Origin of the sequence: Helicobacter rappini (genome assembly GCF_900198625.1) — a bacterium.
In the GTDB taxonomy this organism is placed as follows: domain Bacteria; phylum Campylobacterota; class Campylobacteria; order Campylobacterales; family Helicobacteraceae; genus Helicobacter_A; species Helicobacter_A rappini.
On record NZ_FZPK01000010.1, the window covers coordinates 1 to 18,265 of the forward strand.

Annotated in this window: 14 protein-coding genes and 2 pseudogenes; 9 read left to right on the forward strand and 7 right to left on the reverse strand. The window is 34.9% G+C overall.

The features are described 5' to 3' along the window. Nucleotides 1-761, forward strand: a pseudogene (locus C6H17_RS02625) (hypothetical protein); the annotation flags it as partial. Nucleotides 762-1,012: 251 nt separating this feature from the next. Here C6H17_RS02625 and C6H17_RS13235 read toward each other — a convergent pair. The 6 genes from C6H17_RS13235 to C6H17_RS02645 all read right to left on the reverse strand — a co-directional run bounded on the left by C6H17_RS13235 (nucleotide 1,013) and on the right by C6H17_RS02645 (nucleotide 8,697). Next, nucleotides 1,013-1,138 (reverse strand): hypothetical protein, encoded by a 126-nt coding sequence (locus tag C6H17_RS13235; RefSeq protein WP_267892784.1) that lies wholly within the window; start codon nucleotides 1,136-1,138, stop codon nucleotides 1,013-1,015. 2 nt (nucleotides 1,139-1,140) lie between these two features. Continuing rightward, the gene (locus tag C6H17_RS02630; protein WP_233714082.1) at nucleotides 1,141-3,327 is read right to left on the reverse strand and encodes a phosphoethanolamine transferase; all 2,187 of its coding nucleotides are present in this window, start codon (nucleotides 3,325-3,327) and stop codon (nucleotides 1,141-1,143) included. A gap of 134 nt (nucleotides 3,328-3,461) precedes the next feature. Continuing rightward, nucleotides 3,462-3,584 (reverse strand): hypothetical protein, encoded by a 123-nt coding sequence (locus C6H17_RS13240; RefSeq protein ID WP_267892785.1) that lies wholly within the window; start codon nucleotides 3,582-3,584, stop codon nucleotides 3,462-3,464. A 137-nt stretch (nucleotides 3,585-3,721) separates the two neighbouring features. Further along, a complete protein-coding gene (locus C6H17_RS02635) occupies nucleotides 3,722-4,927 on the reverse strand; it encodes an MBL fold metallo-hydrolase (RefSeq protein ID WP_005217358.1) in 1,206 nt (401 codons plus the stop codon). Between the two features lie 275 nt (nucleotides 4,928-5,202). Next, on the reverse strand, nucleotides 5,203-6,957 hold the full coding sequence (locus C6H17_RS02640) for an AAA family ATPase (protein ID WP_005217356.1): 1,755 nt from the start codon (nucleotides 6,955-6,957) through the stop codon (nucleotides 5,203-5,205). Nucleotides 6,958-7,287: 330 nt separating this feature from the next. Beyond that, complete coding sequence (locus tag C6H17_RS02645; protein WP_005217354.1) at nucleotides 7,288-8,697, reverse strand: sodium-dependent transporter; 1,410 nt, start codon at nucleotides 8,695-8,697, stop codon at nucleotides 7,288-7,290. A 296-nt stretch (nucleotides 8,698-8,993) separates the two neighbouring features. On the opposite strand from C6H17_RS02645, the gene C6H17_RS02650 reads away from it, so the two are divergent. The 8 genes and pseudogenes from C6H17_RS02650 (at nucleotide 8,994) to C6H17_RS02685 (ending at nucleotide 15,598) form a co-directional block, all read left to right on the forward strand. Further along, complete coding sequence (locus C6H17_RS02650; RefSeq protein ID WP_396279273.1) at nucleotides 8,994-9,320, forward strand: flagellar protein FlaG; 327 nt, start codon at nucleotides 8,994-8,996, stop codon at nucleotides 9,318-9,320. Nucleotides 9,321-9,344: 24 nt separating this feature from the next. Further along, nucleotides 9,345-9,785 carry a hypothetical protein gene (locus C6H17_RS02655; RefSeq protein ID WP_005217351.1) on the forward strand — a complete coding sequence of 147 codons (441 nt, stop codon included), beginning with the start codon at nucleotides 9,345-9,347 and terminating at the stop codon, nucleotides 9,783-9,785. A 1-nt stretch (nucleotide 9,786) separates the two neighbouring features. Further along, nucleotides 9,787-10,470, forward strand: coding sequence for an RsmE family RNA methyltransferase (locus C6H17_RS02660; protein ID WP_005217349.1), 684 nt, complete (start codon nucleotides 9,787-9,789; stop codon nucleotides 10,468-10,470). A gap of 125 nt (nucleotides 10,471-10,595) precedes the next feature. Next, nucleotides 10,596-11,524, forward strand: a pseudogene (locus C6H17_RS12755) (AAA family ATPase); the annotation flags it as partial. 210 nt (nucleotides 11,525-11,734) lie between these two features. Beyond that, a complete protein-coding gene (locus C6H17_RS13510; RefSeq protein ID WP_418904706.1) occupies nucleotides 11,735-12,481 on the forward strand; it encodes a BspA family leucine-rich repeat surface protein in 747 nt (248 codons plus the stop codon). Nucleotides 12,482-12,516: 35 nt separating this feature from the next. Then, on the forward strand, nucleotides 12,517-14,049 hold the full coding sequence (locus C6H17_RS12765) for a VWA domain-containing protein (protein ID WP_020995379.1): 1,533 nt from the start codon (nucleotides 12,517-12,519) through the stop codon (nucleotides 14,047-14,049). A 324-nt stretch (nucleotides 14,050-14,373) separates the two neighbouring features. After that, complete coding sequence (locus tag C6H17_RS02680; protein WP_005217340.1) at nucleotides 14,374-15,036, forward strand: response regulator transcription factor; 663 nt, start codon at nucleotides 14,374-14,376, stop codon at nucleotides 15,034-15,036. A 31-nt stretch (nucleotides 15,037-15,067) separates the two neighbouring features. Further along, the gene (locus C6H17_RS02685; protein ID WP_005217338.1) at nucleotides 15,068-15,598 is read left to right on the forward strand and encodes a D-glycero-alpha-D-manno-heptose-1,7-bisphosphate 7-phosphatase; all 531 of its coding nucleotides are present in this window, start codon (nucleotides 15,068-15,070) and stop codon (nucleotides 15,596-15,598) included. 315 nt (nucleotides 15,599-15,913) lie between these two features. On the opposite strand, the gene C6H17_RS02690 is transcribed toward C6H17_RS02685, so the two are convergent. Beyond that, nucleotides 15,914-18,205, reverse strand: coding sequence for a dynamin family protein (locus C6H17_RS02690; protein WP_005217337.1), 2,292 nt, complete (start codon nucleotides 18,203-18,205; stop codon nucleotides 15,914-15,916). Nucleotides 18,206-18,265 lie beyond the last annotated feature (60 nt).

The following is an 18,265-nucleotide window of genomic DNA, read 5'->3' on the forward strand; positions in this document are numbered from 1 at the left end:
CACCCGCCCATTTGGATAAAAATCTAGATTCTGTAAATTACGCCCTAAACCCCGTAGCCCACCCAAATTTGGTGGAGAATATAGAATCTAATCATTATGAGCGAAATGCGGAGTTTATCACTCAAAATAGAAAGAATTTAGAATCTAATATTTGTCATGTTGAGCGAAGCGAAACATCTAAAACTTTAGTTGATAAAAATAATAATCCAGCCTTAAACATTCAAAACAAAACGACTAAAGATTCCAGCAATAGCACTCAATTAACGCTCCACACTTACAACGATAGCAAGCAAGATTCTACACCACACCAAAACAAGCACTGCATAGAATCTTTTAATATAGGATTTAATATCTACACTGCCCTTATACTTTTTATATATGGTGCTATCTTATATGGTGGCTCTCTTGGCATGATAGATTTTTACTTGCAAGAATTGGCTATTCAATCATCTCATTTGCAAGACTTTGACACACACGCATTTAATCCACTTAATACAAACATACTCAGCACACAAGCATTTGACATATATCACGCAACACTGCTTAATCAAGCCCTAATTAGCTTTGTGTTGCTTGTGCTACTTTACATAAGCAATAAAGAGATTGGAATCTTAGCCCTTTTTTCATTCATCTTATTTTACATATTTAGCGGCGAAAATACTAGTCTGTTAGAATGCTTCATCTGCCCTTATTTATGGCTATATTCTATTTTTTATATTGTTTATAGAATCTTGCTTAGATTCTATAGGTTTGTATCCTAGAGTCTTATATGAGTTCAAATTAATGCAGATTTTAGCTTTCTATAATTTTGCAAGCCCAGTGTGTAATGGAGGGTGCCAATTAAACTTGAGAAAAATTTTGCAATTCGTATGGGCTTCGGTCGCAAGCTGACATCTAATATTTGCTTGTTCTAGCTTTTATGTAAAATAAAGACAATATTAGAATTCTGTAAGTTTTTAATCAGAAAAATACATATTATGGTGCTACTATAAGCCATGCGAAATACGCAAAATTAGCGATAATTGCCCTGTTCGCTTACAAGAATAATCTTTGTTTGGGTATCACCGAAAGCCTCCACTGCTATGTTATTAACCCAATTTTTGTCGCTCCCGCCTACATTCCAAGTGAGTAGAGGCATATCTACCCCCCCCCCCCGTTAATATCATATTTTAAATTGAGTGATTTTATAAAGTCATAGTATTCATAGGCAAAACTCACCGCATTAATATTGTTTGTTGCAATAATTTCTTTTAATTCATTATGTAGTTTTTCTCTATCTTTCTCTAATTTTTTCATATCATAATATGGAAAATAATAACTTGTGAAAAATCCCTCATCTTTAAAAACCTTCAAGGCTTCATAATTAGGGCTTTCAATCACTAAATTTTCCTTTGGAATCTTATATGTTTCACATAGTCTCTCTAGTTCTCTTAAAGATAATAATTTATTAGAATCATCTAGATTCTTAAAATCAATCCAAAACTTTGTCGTAAAAACTTGGTCGGTATCATTGGGGTTTTTAAGACTATCTATCCATAATGTCTTTGTAGCCGAAAACATCTCTGCTAAATCAAGCCCTATGCTATGTGCTAGTCCATCGTGTCCTACATCAAAATATGGTGTTGGTTTTTTGGGATTGTTTGTTAAAAAATGCACATCGATTTCATAGCCAGCATATTTTCCCCAGAAATCTTTTAGTTTTACTATCTCATCAACTCTATGTAGCCATAGCTTTTCTGGCACCTTAGCACTAAGTTTTTGTGTTTTTAGCTCTCTGTCATAATCTTTGCCAGAAAACATTCTTTGTCTTTTAGCATTATAGTCTTTATGAAAAATGCTTCTTTGTGTTATGCTATCTTTGGTTTCAATATCTAAGAGATCAAGAAAGGCATGGATAAAATCATCAGTCATAAAGGGCAGATTCTGTGCGTTTTGTATCTTTTGTGCTATATCTTTATGCTTTTGTTTAAAAGTATCACTCATATAAATCATAAAAGGGACTTCTATCATAAAACGAGAACCTATGGTCTCTGCATGTCCAGCAAGATCCCTAAAGTCATACATCTCATCACCATGATCGCTTAGATAGATTACAATACAATCTTCATGGCTAAATCTTTGCATAATATTGCTTACCACATAATCGTTGTAATAAATAGCATTAATGTATGCGATCTTTGTATTCATCTGCCCTGAATTTAAAGGTATAGCTGAATCTGCAAATGAAAAAGTATTAAGATTCTTATCAATCAAATCTTTTTCACTAAATTTAGCAAAGTTTTTAGGGAATCTTTGGGCATATCCACCATGTGTCCCCATAAGATGCAAGATATAAAAGCTTTTATCAGCATTATTATACTCACTTAAGGCTTTATCAAGCATAGGTAGCAATACGCTATCATAATCTGCTCCAGAATCAAAGCTTTCTACAATACGCGAGAATCTTGTAATGTCGGCATGTCTAGATATTGCTTCCGGCGCATTGCCCCACACAGAAAATGCCTCTTGATTACTTAGCCAAATGCTTTTATATCCAGCAAATCGCATAATATTGATGAGATTTTGCTGCTTAAACCATGGGGTTTGCCCATTTTCATAATTACTGAAAGTGAGAACTTTTTGTAAAGATTCATTTGTGTGTGCGTGTGGGGCTATCACATCGCTAAATACCACGAGATTTCCGCTTTTTTGTAACTCTTGTAAAAGCGGTGTAGTTTGCAGGGGATAACCATAGATTCCCATATAGTTTCTCTGTGTAGATTCACCAATAATTAAAACCACTTTTGGCACACTGCTTTCATTTCTTATCATATAGCCCGGCTTTTCTGTTTTAAACTCATTTAACTCATGACTTAACTCTTTATATTGTTTTAAAAATGCATTTTGCTCTTTTATGCCATAGTAGAACACTTGCTCGAATCTAAAAAGTGAATTCCTATCAGTAAAAAACTGCTTTTGTGGATATTTCTCACCATACCAATATCTACCATACAAAAATGCAAATAGAGTGAGAGAAATAATAAATAAGTAGCAAGATATTTTTTCTACCCTATCGTCTTTGATAGATTCTGTGTCGTTATGGGATTGTGCGGATTTAAAACCAAGTTTAATGAGAAAACTTTTTGGAATCTTAACTATAAATAGCATACTCCATAGAGTAAAAATCACAAGGGATATAATGATATTTTTACTCAAATATGATTGTAAAAACTCACTTGCTTCATTTGGATTTGTGCTTAAAAATACTTGAAACATAATCTTATTTAGCGGAGTTTGAAAATTCCCTAAAAGAAATACATCAACAATGCCTATAATGAAAGTAAGCACAAAAAAGATTATAGAAATGCCTGCTAGGCATTTCTTATGTATAAGGCTACAAATATAAAAAGGAATGTAGAAAATGCTAAAGTTAATAACAAGACACTGAAGAGTTAGAAGAATGAGTTTTTTAAAATTGGGTTCTATACCCCCCCCCCCCCCATAGTTATAGTGTTGGCTATCATAAATATAGCTGTGTTGGTTAGCACAAGATACAAAAAGATTCTGTTAAAGAATATGCGACTAAGTGATGTCGAATTAAACATAAATAAACTCCAAAGAATAAAATAAGAGTGAGATTATAGCATAAAATATTGACTTCATTTTTTAAGCACTGACAGCTTCTCTCATGGAGTAATCAAGGCTAGGTATCAAGCTGTTTAGCAAACACAATAAATCCTTATCACTCCCACCACATTTGGTTATCATAAGTCGTGCCAATAGGATAGAGTTCCCCTATCTTTGGTGCAACACAAGGGATATTTAGTTTATGTAGATTCTCATAAAGAAATCTTATTACTTCATTCCATTCGTGACTACCAGCGACAAATCTAGCCCAATGTATCGGCAAAACCATGCTTGTTTGCAAGTCCTTTGCCTCTTGCAGAATCTCAAATGGAAAAGAGTGTGAATATCGCCACGCATGATTAAACTGCCCACTCTCCAAACATGCCAAATCAAAGCCTTGAAACATATCTCCAATGCGTTTAAAATGTGTGTAGTAGCCACCATCGCCACTTAAAAACACCTTTTTATACTGCGGCGTGTTTGGTGAAAACTCTAATACAAAACTAGCCCATAAGGTTTTGTTGAAATCACCAAGTCGTGCTGAATTATGCTGTGCGGGTGTGGCAGTGATTTTTAAAATTTCACTCTTTTTCTGTGTAGGGGCATGTTTATTTTTAGAATCCTTGCTGCTAGATTCTGCAGCTATTGTATCATTTTTCACATTTTTAAAATTTTTAGATTCTGAAATCCATAAATTGCACACCCCTACGCCCTGCACCCACCCATTAGGACTAGAATCTAAAACATTCTCAAAACTTACTCCCTGCCACCAATCAAGCTCAATGATTTTACTCCCTTTAATGCCCCATTTACGCAAATATATGCCAACTTCTAGGGGACAAATAAAATACATTGTTTGTGTGTCAAGCGAGAGAATACTTGATTTATCCAAATGATCAAAATGTGAATGCGTGATGATGACAAGCAGTGCATGTGGAAAGTCATCGTTTTTGTAGCATTTAGTCTGTGAAAATGCACGATTGATACATGCAAATGGTGAGGCATACATGCTAAAGAGCGGATCGACTAAAATCGCTATATCATTATGTGTAAAAAATAGAGAAGAGTGTCCAAGCCATGCGATATGTGGCGTGTCTTTTCTTATCTTGAAATTAGAATCTATGAAGGGAATCTTATGCTTTGGTTTTGCATTTTTTGGATAGCGATAATAGTATTTTATAACCTCTTTTAATGGAATCTTTGGTGGGATTTTTGCTTCTTTATTCTCATTGCAAAAGATTGTTTTACCTTTATATTGCATGAGTCCTGCTCCACTATGTTCTTTACTTTGTAGTGAAAAAATGTGAAACTTTAGTGGCATATATCCCCTTATTTTGCATTCAATCTTACAAAGCACACTATATTTGCAAGATTTATAAATTATGATTTGAATTATATATGCAATACTATGAATGGAATGCATTGATTTTGCATTCTTCTCTGGTTTAATATCAAATATTAGCTTGTAAATCTTTTTTAGATTCTATTTTGCTAGGCATGTTTCTAAATCTTATATGTGTAATGGATACTACTTTCTAGCAGCAATTCGAACGAGTGTGAGATAAGCGAAAGGCTAAATACTAAACTCTGCAATATCTAAGAATTTAGAATCTTCTGTATATCTTCTTTTGTGATTTTTTCGTGTTCTATGAGTGTAGTGGCAATGCGTTCGATATAATGTTTATTTGCAATGATAAATTCTTTATGTTCTTGCTTTGTAGATTCTAGAATCTCTAAAATATCTTCATAGTCAGTAAGCAACCTTTCACCCATGCCATAATCTTCACACATTTTTTTTGCAATGAGTTTTGCCCTCTCAATATCATGTTGTGCGATTGTGGCAATGCCTATATTATGGACTTCAAGGGCTAGATTACCACTCAAAGCGATTTTAATTTCTGCGATGAGATTATCCCTTGTACAGTAGTCGTAGTTATTGTTTTGCGGTTGAGATTCTATCGCGGTGTCAATTAGCATGATTTTTTGAAAATCTGGTAAAAGCCAATATTGTGATAAGCCTTTTGCAGCATTATAGATAGCAAGCATTTGCTTTTCTTGTTTGCTTAGGGCATTTTGCCGCCTTTTCCCAAATAGGACTTTATGACTTGTGTCTGTTATGTCTTGCATGGTGATTGCATTGCGATTATGACGCAGGGCATTAATAGCAGCTTCATTTACAAGTGATGCAATATTTGCCCCGCTAAAGCCCACACAAAGTTTTGCTACTTCATGTAAATCAAGCGTATAAGCACGATTGCGTAAATGCACCTTTAGAATCTCTGTGCGTTCATCTAAATCTGGCAAATCAACATAAATGCGTCTATCAAATCGCCCACTACGCAAAAGTGCGTGATCCATAACATCAACTTGATTAGTCGCACCGATGACAATAACGCCGCTTTGATCGCTAAAGCCATCAAGCTCAGTCAATAGCTCATTTAGAGTGCTTTCCCATTCTTGATGATTATCCGCACCCCTTGCTTTACCGATAGCATCTATCTCATCAATAAAAATTATGGCAGGCGCACAAGCCCTAGCCCTAGCAAATAGATCTCTTACTCTCTGTGCGCCAACTCCTACATACACTTGCACAAAAGATGAGCCGCTATGATAGAAAAAAGGCACACCACTCTCCCCTGCAATAGCCTTTGCGATCATAGTTTTACCCACACCGGGCGGTCCTACAAGTAATACCCCTTTTGGCAAATATATCCCTAAATCTTGATATTTTTTTGGATTCTTTAAATAATCAATGATTTCTAATAAATCATCTTTTGCTTCTTTAATCCCGGCGACATCGCGGAATCTTACCGAACTTTTCATGGGCTCTAGTGTTAGCGACATTTCAGTTGTATCATCATCACTATATGAGTTTGTATCTGTATTTGTAGAATCTTTATGCCATATTTTTGGCTCAATCTCTTCATAAAGTATGTAGAGTATAGCCCAGCCTATTAAAAATACAACTATTGCATAACATATCTTCATTATAAGCGAAGTTTTGGGGGCAATCACAGGTAGTCCATTATCGATAAAAGAGAGATAAAGACCGCAAGTTTTTTTAATATTTGTCATCTTGTCTTTATCTGTTTTAGAAACAATTCTTGCATTTAAGCAACCATATAGCTTTGTTGTTAGAATCTTATAAATCTTTTCATCTGCCATATAGAAATATGTGTGTTTATCACTGACTAGTATTTGCTCGACTTCTTCTTGTTGTAATGTCTTAACTAGTGTGTTAAAATCAATTGAAGTTGTATTCTCTTTTATAAGAATATAGCTAGTGATACTAACGCATAACGCCCAGATACACAAAATAATTGTAAAAAGCCATTCTTTTAACCACGCCATTTTATCCCCATGATATAGTGTGTCGTATAAATTGTATTTTTCCTTACGAATCTAGATTCTTGTCATATTTGCAAGTGTAGGCAAGAGTTTCGCTCGTGCGAACATTACGAAAAAGGCGAAATATCTTTGCTTGAATCTTCTTTACATTTTCCATACTAGATGTTTCGCTCCGCACAACATGACAATATAAGAATCTAAAAAGAATCTAGCCTTCATTCACCTACACCCTAAACCCTGCACCACCTATAAAAGTATAGATTCTAAAATTGCACCTTAAAAAACCAAGTAGCTAAATCTAAAGCATTAAAGATTCTAAATTATAGAATCTAGCTACTCTTTAGCTTCAGAATCTATACTTTGTTCTATTTGCTGTGGTTCTGGCACAGGTTCGGCTGATTTTGGATTCAGTAAATGATAAATATTATAAATAAAAATAGCACTTACCATGAGTGGGGCTAAGATTCTAATCGCAAAAAGCCAAAAGTAAAACATAGAAGGTGTAAAGTAATGGCTAGTCCATTCTCTTAAATGCTCTGTTTTAATCGCATAGCCCACAAAGATTGTTGCCAAAAGTCCGCCAAGCGTCATGATAATATTAGCACTAAGCCAATCCATCCAGTCAAATAAGCTTTTTCCAGCAATAGTCAATTCCTTATGCCCTTCATTAAGCGAGAGAATAAGCACAGAGCCGATTAAAAACACTACAAGGCTAACAACCCACGATAGCATAACTCTATTTTTCCCCGTTTTATCTTCTAGCCATTTTACTGCTGGTTCAAGCAATGAAATCGTGCTTGAAAGCCCTGCAAAGCCTAATCCAATCATAAATAACACACAAATCACGCTACCTACTGATCCCATCTTTCCAAATAAAACAGGCAGTGTGATAAACACGAGTCCAGCCCCCGCACCAACATCATCTTTGGTCCCATACTCAAACACAAAAGTAAATATCATAAGCCCTGCAACAATAGAGATAATAATCCCGGGGATAAGCACCCACATAGCCGCACTGAAAAGATTCTGCTTTTTCTCTGTGAAAGCCGCGTAAGTAACGATGATACCAATACCTAGAGAGAGTGAGAAAAAGACTTGCCCCATAGCTTCTATTAATACTTTTGGTGTGATTTTGCTAAAATCTGGGGCAAACATAAAAGCTACACTCTTACCAAATGAATCTAGTGTCATAGCATAGATAAGCAATCCAAAGAAAATCACAAATAATAAAGGCATAAGCGTGAAATTCAGCTTTTCAATCCCGCTTTTTACACCCTTTGCGACAAAATATGCGGTAAGAATCATAACGTTTGCAAAACTCATAATTTGTGCTTCAAAGTTTTGAGTGAGATCCCCAAATAATGTTTTAGAATCATCTATATTTGTAGGCAAATGAAAGCTTACCACACCAAAATAATACACCACCCAGCCAAGCACAATACAATAAAAGGTAAGAATAACAGGACCGCCAATAATAGTAAATCCAACCCAATGCCACTTTTTATGATCGCTTTCATCAAGTTCATAAAAGGCATCTTGTGCGTTTTTCTGCGTGCGATTCCCAACAAGCATTTCAGCAATCAGCATAGACACACCAACCGCCACAGAAATAATGAGAAATAAGAGGATAAAAGCAGCACCGCCATTTTGCCCAGCCATAGTAGGAAAACGCCAAATATGCCCCAAGCCTATGGAGCTTCCAAGTGTTGCCATGATAAAGCCAATTTTAGAAAAGTTTGTCATCTTGAACCTTTATAGAATCTTACAAGTCTAGTGTCTTTGTGTTTTTAACAAATCATAGATTATAGCAAAGTTATGGCAATATGCGATAATGCGATGCAAAAATAATGTTTTTGTGAGAATAATGTTATAAAATCAGTAGAAAATCTTTAGAATCTTTGTTTAGAAAATGTTGTAGTTTGTCGATAGTTTGCTATAATTACCGCTATTTTCTATAGAAATAGAGGTAAGTATTTTGTTTCAAGGAGGCTATGATGGAGACACAAGGAAGTTCATTATCATCATTGCAACACCAAATTATGGCTTTTATAAGCAGTGGAGGATTTGAGCAAGGAAGATCAAATACCCCAGCAAAAGCGTATGAAGAAAAGCAGGCGGCTAACACTTATGATGATTCCCAATTGCGAGAGCAAATGACGGAGTTATCGCGTAAATTGCAAGAAGAAATGCGTAAAGCAAATACAAATATTGACTTTTCTTACAACGATGAGATTAAAGCACTTGTAGTAACCGTGCGTGAAGCGACAGGACGGAGAGTTATACGAGAGATTCCATCGCCAGAAGCTATTGAGCTTATGATGAAAATGCGTGATATGGTCGGCAATATCTTTGATGAAAGGGTTTAGATTCTTTAACAAAAAGGCGATATCATGCAGGATTCACTCCATACATTTATGGAAAGCGATGCCTATATGCAGGGGATATTCTTACACGAGATTTTTGCGTGTTTGTTTTTTATCCCTTATTTGTGGTATCTCTTCATTTTATATCGAGCAAAGACATTTTTAGAGATGAATAGAAAGATTTATTTTGTCATGCCTATTACGATTTTTCTGCTTGGCGTAGGCATTATCACAGGCGGCTTTCTACTTGCTATGCGGGGCTTTATCCTTGATATACGCATTATCGTAATGATTTTTGCCCTACTTCTTTTTCTCATCGGTGAAATCTATCGTATGAAAACCTTGAAAAAAGCAAGGACAAGCAAAGAAGGTATGCAAAGATACAGGCAAACATGTAAGATAATGTATCTTATCTTTGTTGTTGTTTTTGTGTGTGTTGTAGGTTTTATTAAAGCATATAAGGGGTAGTATGCAATTTTTTTATCATAAAGATTCTGGATTGGAATCTATTACTCTAGATTCTAAAGACGCACATTATCTATTTCATGTCCGCCGCTTTAAGCAAGGCGAGACCCTACTTACCACAAATCTTAATGATATGCAGCTTTATAGCTATCAGCATGAAAAGAAAAATACATTTAAACTCATAGGTTTGCACACTCAGGTAACTCAACCAAAAGCCTACGCACATATCATACTTGCAATGATTGACTTAAAGGATATTTATGATATATTACCTATTTTAAATGCGTTAAATGTCGCTTCTCTTCAACTTTTTTACGCAGACTTTTCACAGAAAAATCGCAAGATTGATATGCAAAAGGCACAAAGGATGCTGCAATACTCATGTATGCAATGCGGACGCATGAAACCACTAGAGGTTGCCATACATAAGGACTTAGAATCTGTTTGCAAAGCTTTTCCAAATGCTATTGCGATTGACTTTTTAGAATCTGTAGAAACTTTTGAGAATCTCACGCAACAAGAGCGACAAAATATCGCTAAAAATGGCGTTATTATCGGTTGTGAAGGCGGCTTTAGTCATAATGAACGCAACTTCTTACATACAACACAAAGAGTATATGCTCTGCAAACCCCATTCATTCTTACCGCCCATCTAGTCAGCACTTATATTGCAAGTCTTTGTGTGTGATTAAGTTTTTTATATTTTATAAAAAATGCTTGTTTATATGAATTAAATTTATCTTTCATTACATTATCTATAAACGCAACAAAGATTTGCTAAAATTTCGTTTTTTAATACCTAAAGGAAATAAAATGAGTTATAAAAATCGTATAGAATCTATTGTAAAAGAGTTAAATCAAGGTGTGTATGAAAAAGACCAAGCCATAAAGCTTGTATTGCTTTCATTTTTGAGTGGTAAATCAGCCTTTTTATACGGACCTCCGGGCACTGCAAAAGCCTTATTGCAAGGCGAGTAGCATTAGCCTTTAACATAAAAGGTTCTAACACTTTCTTTGCTTGCCTAATGAATCGCTTCAGCACCCCAGAAGAAATCTTTGGTCCAATAGACATAGCAGAGTTAAAGAAAAATCGCCTTACACGAAGCACACAAGGCTATCTACCCACAGCACATTTTGCGTTTTTAGATGAGATATGGAAAAGCTCTCCAGCAATACTAAACACGCTTTTAACCATTATCAATGAAAAGATTTATCGCGATGGAAATATGGATATAAAAGTCCCATTAAAAGGGCTAGTATGTGCGAGTAATGAATTCCCCACGCCAAATCAAGGGCTAGAAGCCTTATATGATAGGCTTGTTATCCGCTTGAGTGTGCTGCCCGTGGAGCAAAGAAGCAGCTTTGAAGCCTTGCTAGATGAAGACATTGTAGAAATAGAAGTTACAAACCCTATCACACTAGATGAGCTGCAAGACATCACGCAAAAAGCAAAAAAGATAAAATTCTCACAAGAAGCAAAAGAAGCCATGCACTTCCTTAAAGCAAGTATAGAATCTTATAATAAATCATTGCAGTTAAGAAATCTAGCACAAGACAATACAGAATCTAGCCAAACAGAATCTCGACAGGATACTAAAAACCAAAGTATAGAATCCACGCAAGAGCCAATCTCACATAATGGCATTTATGTATCCGATAGGCGGTGGAGAGCTATGGCAGAGTTACTAAAGACAGCAGTGGTTTTAAGCGATAGAGATGAGGTTCAGCCTATTGATATTATGCTTTTAGCGCATTGCTTATGGAGTGATGAAGCACAAAAAGAAGTGGTGAATAAGATTATTGCTAAAGCATTGCAAAGCAGTATGCAAAATGCTAAATTTGATATATCAAGCTTAAAAGAAGAGTATAGGAAGCATTATGATGCAACGATTGCGGAATGCTATGAGAAAAGAAAACCAAAACATGTCAACCAAACAACAAAAAATTTATATATGCAAGCATGTGATGGCATTATAAAAAATATCAATGATTATCAAACTAAACTACAAGAAATTTTTCTATCTGCACAAAATAAAATGGCAAATCCATTTTTAAGCACTAGTGATTATCGCAATGCCTTGCGAGGTATTACGCAAACACAAACAGAGTTAAAACAGCTAAGTCTAGCAGTAGATCAATTAAGATATATTATACAAAATCAGCCCACGCCTATACCGCTAAAGTATGACGAGACAAAGAAAAAGCGATCTTACAAATATGAACCACAAACAAAAGAAGAATTGGAAGAACTTGTGAAAGATGAAAGTATCTATTTAGGCGATATTGATACAAGTGAGATTACAGATATGAGCAAGTTATTTCAAGACTCAAGTCGCACAGACTTTAGCGGTATAGAATCTTGGGATGTAAGCAATGTGGAAAATATGAGCCAAATGTTTTACAATGCAAAATCCTTTAATCAACCATTAAATAGTTGGGATGTCGGCAATGTAGTTAATATGGAAAATATGTTTAGCAATGCAACTTCTTTCAATCAGCCGCTCAATTCTTGGAATGTGGGTAAGGTAGCCAATATGAAACGCATGTTTTATAACGCAAGAAAGTTTAATCAAAGTTTAAATTCATGGAATCTTGTAACAAATAGCAACCATCCTTTTAATGCTCACTATTCCAATAGCATGTTTTATCAAATGTTTGACAATACTTCTATGAGATCATACCCGCAATGGTATAGATAATTATTATATTCTTAAGGTGAAATAAAAGGCACACTATGCAGCACATACCACAAGATATACAGAATAATTTACGCTATGAAGAGTTATTGCAAGATAAAGAAGTGCAAGAACATTTAGCAAAAGCCCATGAAGAGTATCAAGCCCAACAAGATTCCCTGCAAGATTCCCATCCTTTTAAAAAAGAAGAGGTAGCACACCATAGGCGAAAGCTCACACCCACGCAAGATATTAAAACACTAAAAGATGATATAAAAGAGTTTGACACTTACAATAAAAAGCATAAAGGCACACTAGATTCACTACTCAATAAACAAGAACAAAATGATATAACCCTTACTGATAAAAGACAATACACCCTTAATGCTTGGGAGCAAATGCTAAAATCTAAGAAAAACGAGTATATAGAGCAAGAGAAGCTAAAACAAACGAGAGACTATAAACAAAGGCTAACAGACTATTTAGAATCTTTACTTGAAACAAAAGAGTTTTTAAGCAATTTGGGTGGTGCTGGAGAGCTATTTAGTGGAGTATTAGATGAGATGAAGCAAGGCTTAGATGTAAGTAATCTAGGCGATGAAGCTTATCAAAATAAGCTAAAAGGACAAAGGATAGAAATGCCCGGAGGCAAAGGCACTGACAATGGTGCTGGTATAAGAAATCGCATAGATATAAATACAATCAAGCAATATTTTAACACCATACAAAATAGCAAAGCCTTAAAAGAAATAGCCGAGCTTTTAGGCAGACTAGAAAAAGAAGAGGAAGAAAGTGAGATACAAAAAATAAAAGAGCTAAAAAGCTATTCCTATACGCAAGTAATCCCCACAAAACGATATAAAGAAGAGATATGCGGGGTAACTTTAGGCAGAGATTTAGAAAATCTCTTGCCCCAAGAGTTAGCAATGCTAGAAGATGAAACCCTAGAGTTATTATTTGATTTAAAATACATTCAAAACCGCCTTTTTTGCTTTGAAAAGCAAGGCTATCACTCTATCACACAAGAAGCACAAGAAGAGATAGAAAAAGAAATAGAGACAAAAAAGCAAAAGAAAAGAGAAAAAAATGAAGGTGCAATAATAATCTGTGTAGATACAAGTGGCAGTATGTATGGTAATCCAGAATATATCGCAAAAGCCTTGACACTCTTTCTAGCAACAAAAGCAAATACACAAAAAAGGGCTTGCTATCTTATCAACTTTTCTATAGGTATAGAGACTATGGAGCTAAGTGGCAAGGGTGGCATGGCAAAGCTTATGCAGTTTTTAGAGATGAGTTTTGGTGGTGGCACTGATGTAGCCCCAGCCTTAAAAGCAGGGCTTAAAACAATGCAGCAAGATGACTTTAAAAAATCTGATTTAATCGTTATTTCTGATGGTGGATTTGGATATATCCCAAATGATTTAGAAAAACAAATGCAAAATCAAAGACAAAAAGACAATAAATTCTATTTATTAGATATAAATGGCAATTCAGGTAAAAAAACATTTTTTGATAAACATTGGATATATAACGCACAAACACAAAATATAAATACTTTATATGAAAATCTCGCAACTATGTATAGTTAGTGATAAATTAATAACTCTAGATTCTAAACCTATCATTTTTAGCGTAAGCAAGTCGAATAAAAGCACCATTTATTCTTGCCGCCCATCTTGTTAGCATTTATATTGCAAGTCTTTGTGTATGAAATATAACAAAATGTCAAGTTTTTGTTAAAAATATATTGCATATCTTGCTTTTTTATAGACTTTTATGCTGGAAAACATTATAATACGAATTTATTTTAGCTTGTTGTTGTATTAGATTGTATAGCGTATGGTTTGTATTTGTTACAATGTGGGATAAGCAAAATACACATTTTATCAAGCTATATTCTATAAGGAACAGAAATGCCAAAAGTCCTTATTATAGATAATGATATAGATCTCCAAAAGTCCTTGCATAGCAGTCTCTGCCAAGCTGGTTTTGAGACATTATGCTTGAGTGATGTTTCTATGATTCTAGAAAAAATCGCACAAGATGATATTGATGCGGTGATTTTAGAGCTTTTAGACCACGAGATTGATGGCTTTGAGTTATGCGGAAAGATTAGAAGCCATACGCAAATACCCATTATCATTTCATCAAAACTTACACATATAAGCGATAAAATCCGTGCGTTTGAGCTTGGCATAGATGACTACATGACAAAGCCTTATGAAGCAGTCGAGTTAATCGCAAGGATAAAGGCTTTATTGCGAAGGATTGAGCCACGAAAAAGGGTTTTTGGTGCGTTAAATATTGATGCAAAAAGACGCACAATAAAGCTTTATAATGAAGATATTGAGCTTACAAATACAGAGTTTGATATTTTACTTTTTTTGGTGGATAATCGCTTACAACCTGTAAGCAGAGAGAGAATAGCGCACACTATTAATGCGATCCATGATGACACGGGATTACGCAGCATTGATACGCATATTAGGAACTTACGCAATAAGCTTGGCGATTCTGCTAAAGAGCCAAAATTCATTCAATCCGTATGGGGCATAGGCTATAAATTCTGTCTTTAGATTCTAAAATGTAGTCATTATGGAGCAAGTTATGGCAAAAAATAAAGCAGTATTTTTTGATAGAGATGGTGTGATTAATGTGGATTTATCCTATGTGTATAAAAAGGAAGATTTTAGATTCTATGATGATTTCTTTCCTTGTGTTACACATTTTAAAAAGCAAGGGTATAAGCTCGTTGTGGTTACAAATCAATCAGGGATTGAAAAGGGTTACTACACGATCAAGGACTTTTTATCATTAAGCTCTTATATGCAAGATTACATGCAAGAGCGACTAGGCTTTCGCTTTGATAGAATCTATTTTTGTCCGCTATTACATGATACGATAAGGCGAAAACCAGCAAGTGGCATGATTATACAAGCCATGAATGATTTAGATTTAGACCTTAGTAAATCTTGTCTTGTTGGTGATAGATTAACTGATATTATGGCAGCTAAAAATGCAGGTATAACAAAGCGATATTTGCTATGTAGAGATAAAAAGCATGCAAGATCAATGGAATTAGATGAAAGCGAATATACATTGATACGCACACTAAATGAGTTTCTCCTAGTCAATTAGCATATTTAATTATATATACCCACAAGCTATAAATAAAGTTGTCAAAAGCATGAGTGAAAATCTCGTGTATTTCAGTAAAGAATGCAAGTAGCCAAGCAATAAATACGCAAGGAATCGTGTTATAAAAGCATATTTGATGGGAAAATCCACTAAAAACACCAAAGAGCCAACGCAGAATCTAGAACATAAAATTGTCAAGCGAAGCCTTATTTCGCAATCCAAGTGGGATATTCAGCTTCTTCTCTATATGGCTTAGAATCTCTGCAACCTTAATACAAAAGATACCTTAAAGATTCTAAACTTACTTTACATAAGTTACTTCAATGCCTGTGTGATATAGGCAAGCTCTTGTGCGATATGTGTGAGTTCTGTTTGTTTTGTCTGCATAGCATCTCGCATTTCTTGTGTGTAGTTTTGCTTTCTTTTTTCTAATGTGTCTTGCAATATAGAATCTTTTTCTGTGATTTGTGTTTTTATAATCTCTTCTTGGGCTTGCAGTATCTGTGAAAAATATTCTAAAAATTTTGTTTCTACTTCTTTATTTTTTTCCATAAGGATTTGTGTGAAGTGGCTAAAAGATTCATTAAAGATTTCCTGTAGTTTGATCGAGAGTTCATTCTCCCTTCCCTTACCACAGCTATTAATAGCCTTAGGGATAGAATCTTTTAGCGTTGCAACACTTTTTGCGATTTGCTCCTTTGGTGCGTGAAAGCTAACTTTTGGCTGCTTTATATCGCTATTTTCATCAAGTAATATTTGAGTGATTTTTTTAGCAAGTTTATATTTAAAATCCCTGCTTACATCGCTAAAACAATCGCTAAGTCCAGATTCTAGAATCTCTTCTATCCGTTTAGAATCTATTTGAGTGCCATGAGTGTAGCTATATGTCGCTTCATCAAAGATTCTAGTTTGTAGTCTTTCTTGTTCTCTTTTTAAGCTTTTTTGCATACTATTTTGCAATACGCTTAGAAACTCTTGCATTTCATCTTGTTTTGCATTCAATTCTTGCTTTTTAGAATCTAGCTGTAAAGATAGCTTGTTTTGCTCTTTCTTTAGATTTGCTATCATCTCTTCTAGCTCATTTTCAGAGGCATTTAAAAGGCTAGATTCTATACGCATTTCTTCCCTGCATTGCTCTATTGTCTTTAAAAAGCCACGATAAGCAAGGTATAAAATATCTTTTTGCTTCATACTATTTTCACCAAGTAGCATTTTGTCTAAATACTCTTCAACCGCTAAAATCCCCGTTTTTTCTAGTGAAAAGCCTTGTTTCAAGGCTTCATCTTCTCTATTTGTCTTATGCAAAAGGGCTAAGAAACTTGCAACAGGGATAAAGTCAATTCGCTCAATTATAGAATCTATATCGCCGCTATATTCCGCTTTTTTGAGTTGAGCAGCTAGACTTGTCTTTGTGTATTCAAGCGATTGGGCTAACTCTTTTTCACCGATTAGATCAATCCTTGTTAGCACGATAAGCAGCCTTGAGATATTTTGCCCTAAAAGAGATTCTAAGATGAAATCAATGTCAATTTGAGTTGCTACACAACTTGCATTCATCACATGGATAAGCAAATCACATTGTGTAATATAGTCTTTTGTAATCTCTTCTCGTTTTGTGATGGGGTCATCAAGCCCGGGTGTATCCACGATTTCAACGCCATTTTGCAAGAATTTTAGCGGGGTAAAAAGGGCTACTTCTTTTACAAGATTGCATAGTTTGCTTTCATGATTTGCGGAAGTGTAAGTGCTTAGTTTATCAAGTGTTATGCTTTCACTCTTTGTAGTATCTGCTATGTAGCTTTTCAATCTATCGCCAAAGATTCTCTCACTCTCTACTACAAAGCTTTGCAAACTCTTATCATACTGCCCTGCTTTTTTAAGCTCTTCCCATTCGTTTGTATTCCAGAAAAACACTTCTGCAGATTCTGTATCTCTGTATTTTAGAATCGTTAGATTTGCTGTCTCTGGGATTGTCGAGCTACCTAGTATTTCTTTGCCTAGCAAGGCGTTTAGAAATGTGCTTTTACCAGCACTTAATACGCCTGTGATTCCTATTGAGAATTTATGATTTTGTGCGTTTGTATAGATTGTATTTAGAGTATTGTAGTATTTATCATGGAGTTTTAACTCATGCAGTCGTTTTAGAATCTGTGAAAGTTCAGTAGAGAGTGTTTTGAGGTTTAGAATCTTGTGTTCTTCTTTTACCTGCTGTGCTTGGAATGCACTTTGCGTGCAAAAGTTTGCAAGGCTTCTTGCGTGTTGATTTGTGATTAATTCTGCTGCATTTAGTCGCAGGATATGTGCTTTTAAATGCTTTAACTCCGCTGCATTTACAACGCTTAAAAGTGCGTATTGTAGTAACTTTATAGATTCTATATTGAGTTTATATTGTGGCATACATTGTGTGTAAATGGATCGGAAAGTCTCGCTTTTTTCATAGAGATTGATATTTGTGCTATGTGTTGATAGGATTAGGGCTTGAAGTTTTGGTGGTAGAGAGAGTAGGGTATCTTTTTGTGTATCTATTAGATTTTTTAGTGTATCTGCTAGATTGTTTGGAATCTTTTCTTGATAGATGAGTTGAGAAAAATGCGATACAATCTCCATATTTATCCTTTAATATTCTATGAGTTGCCAATTAGATAGAATCTAAAAGTTAGCATTATA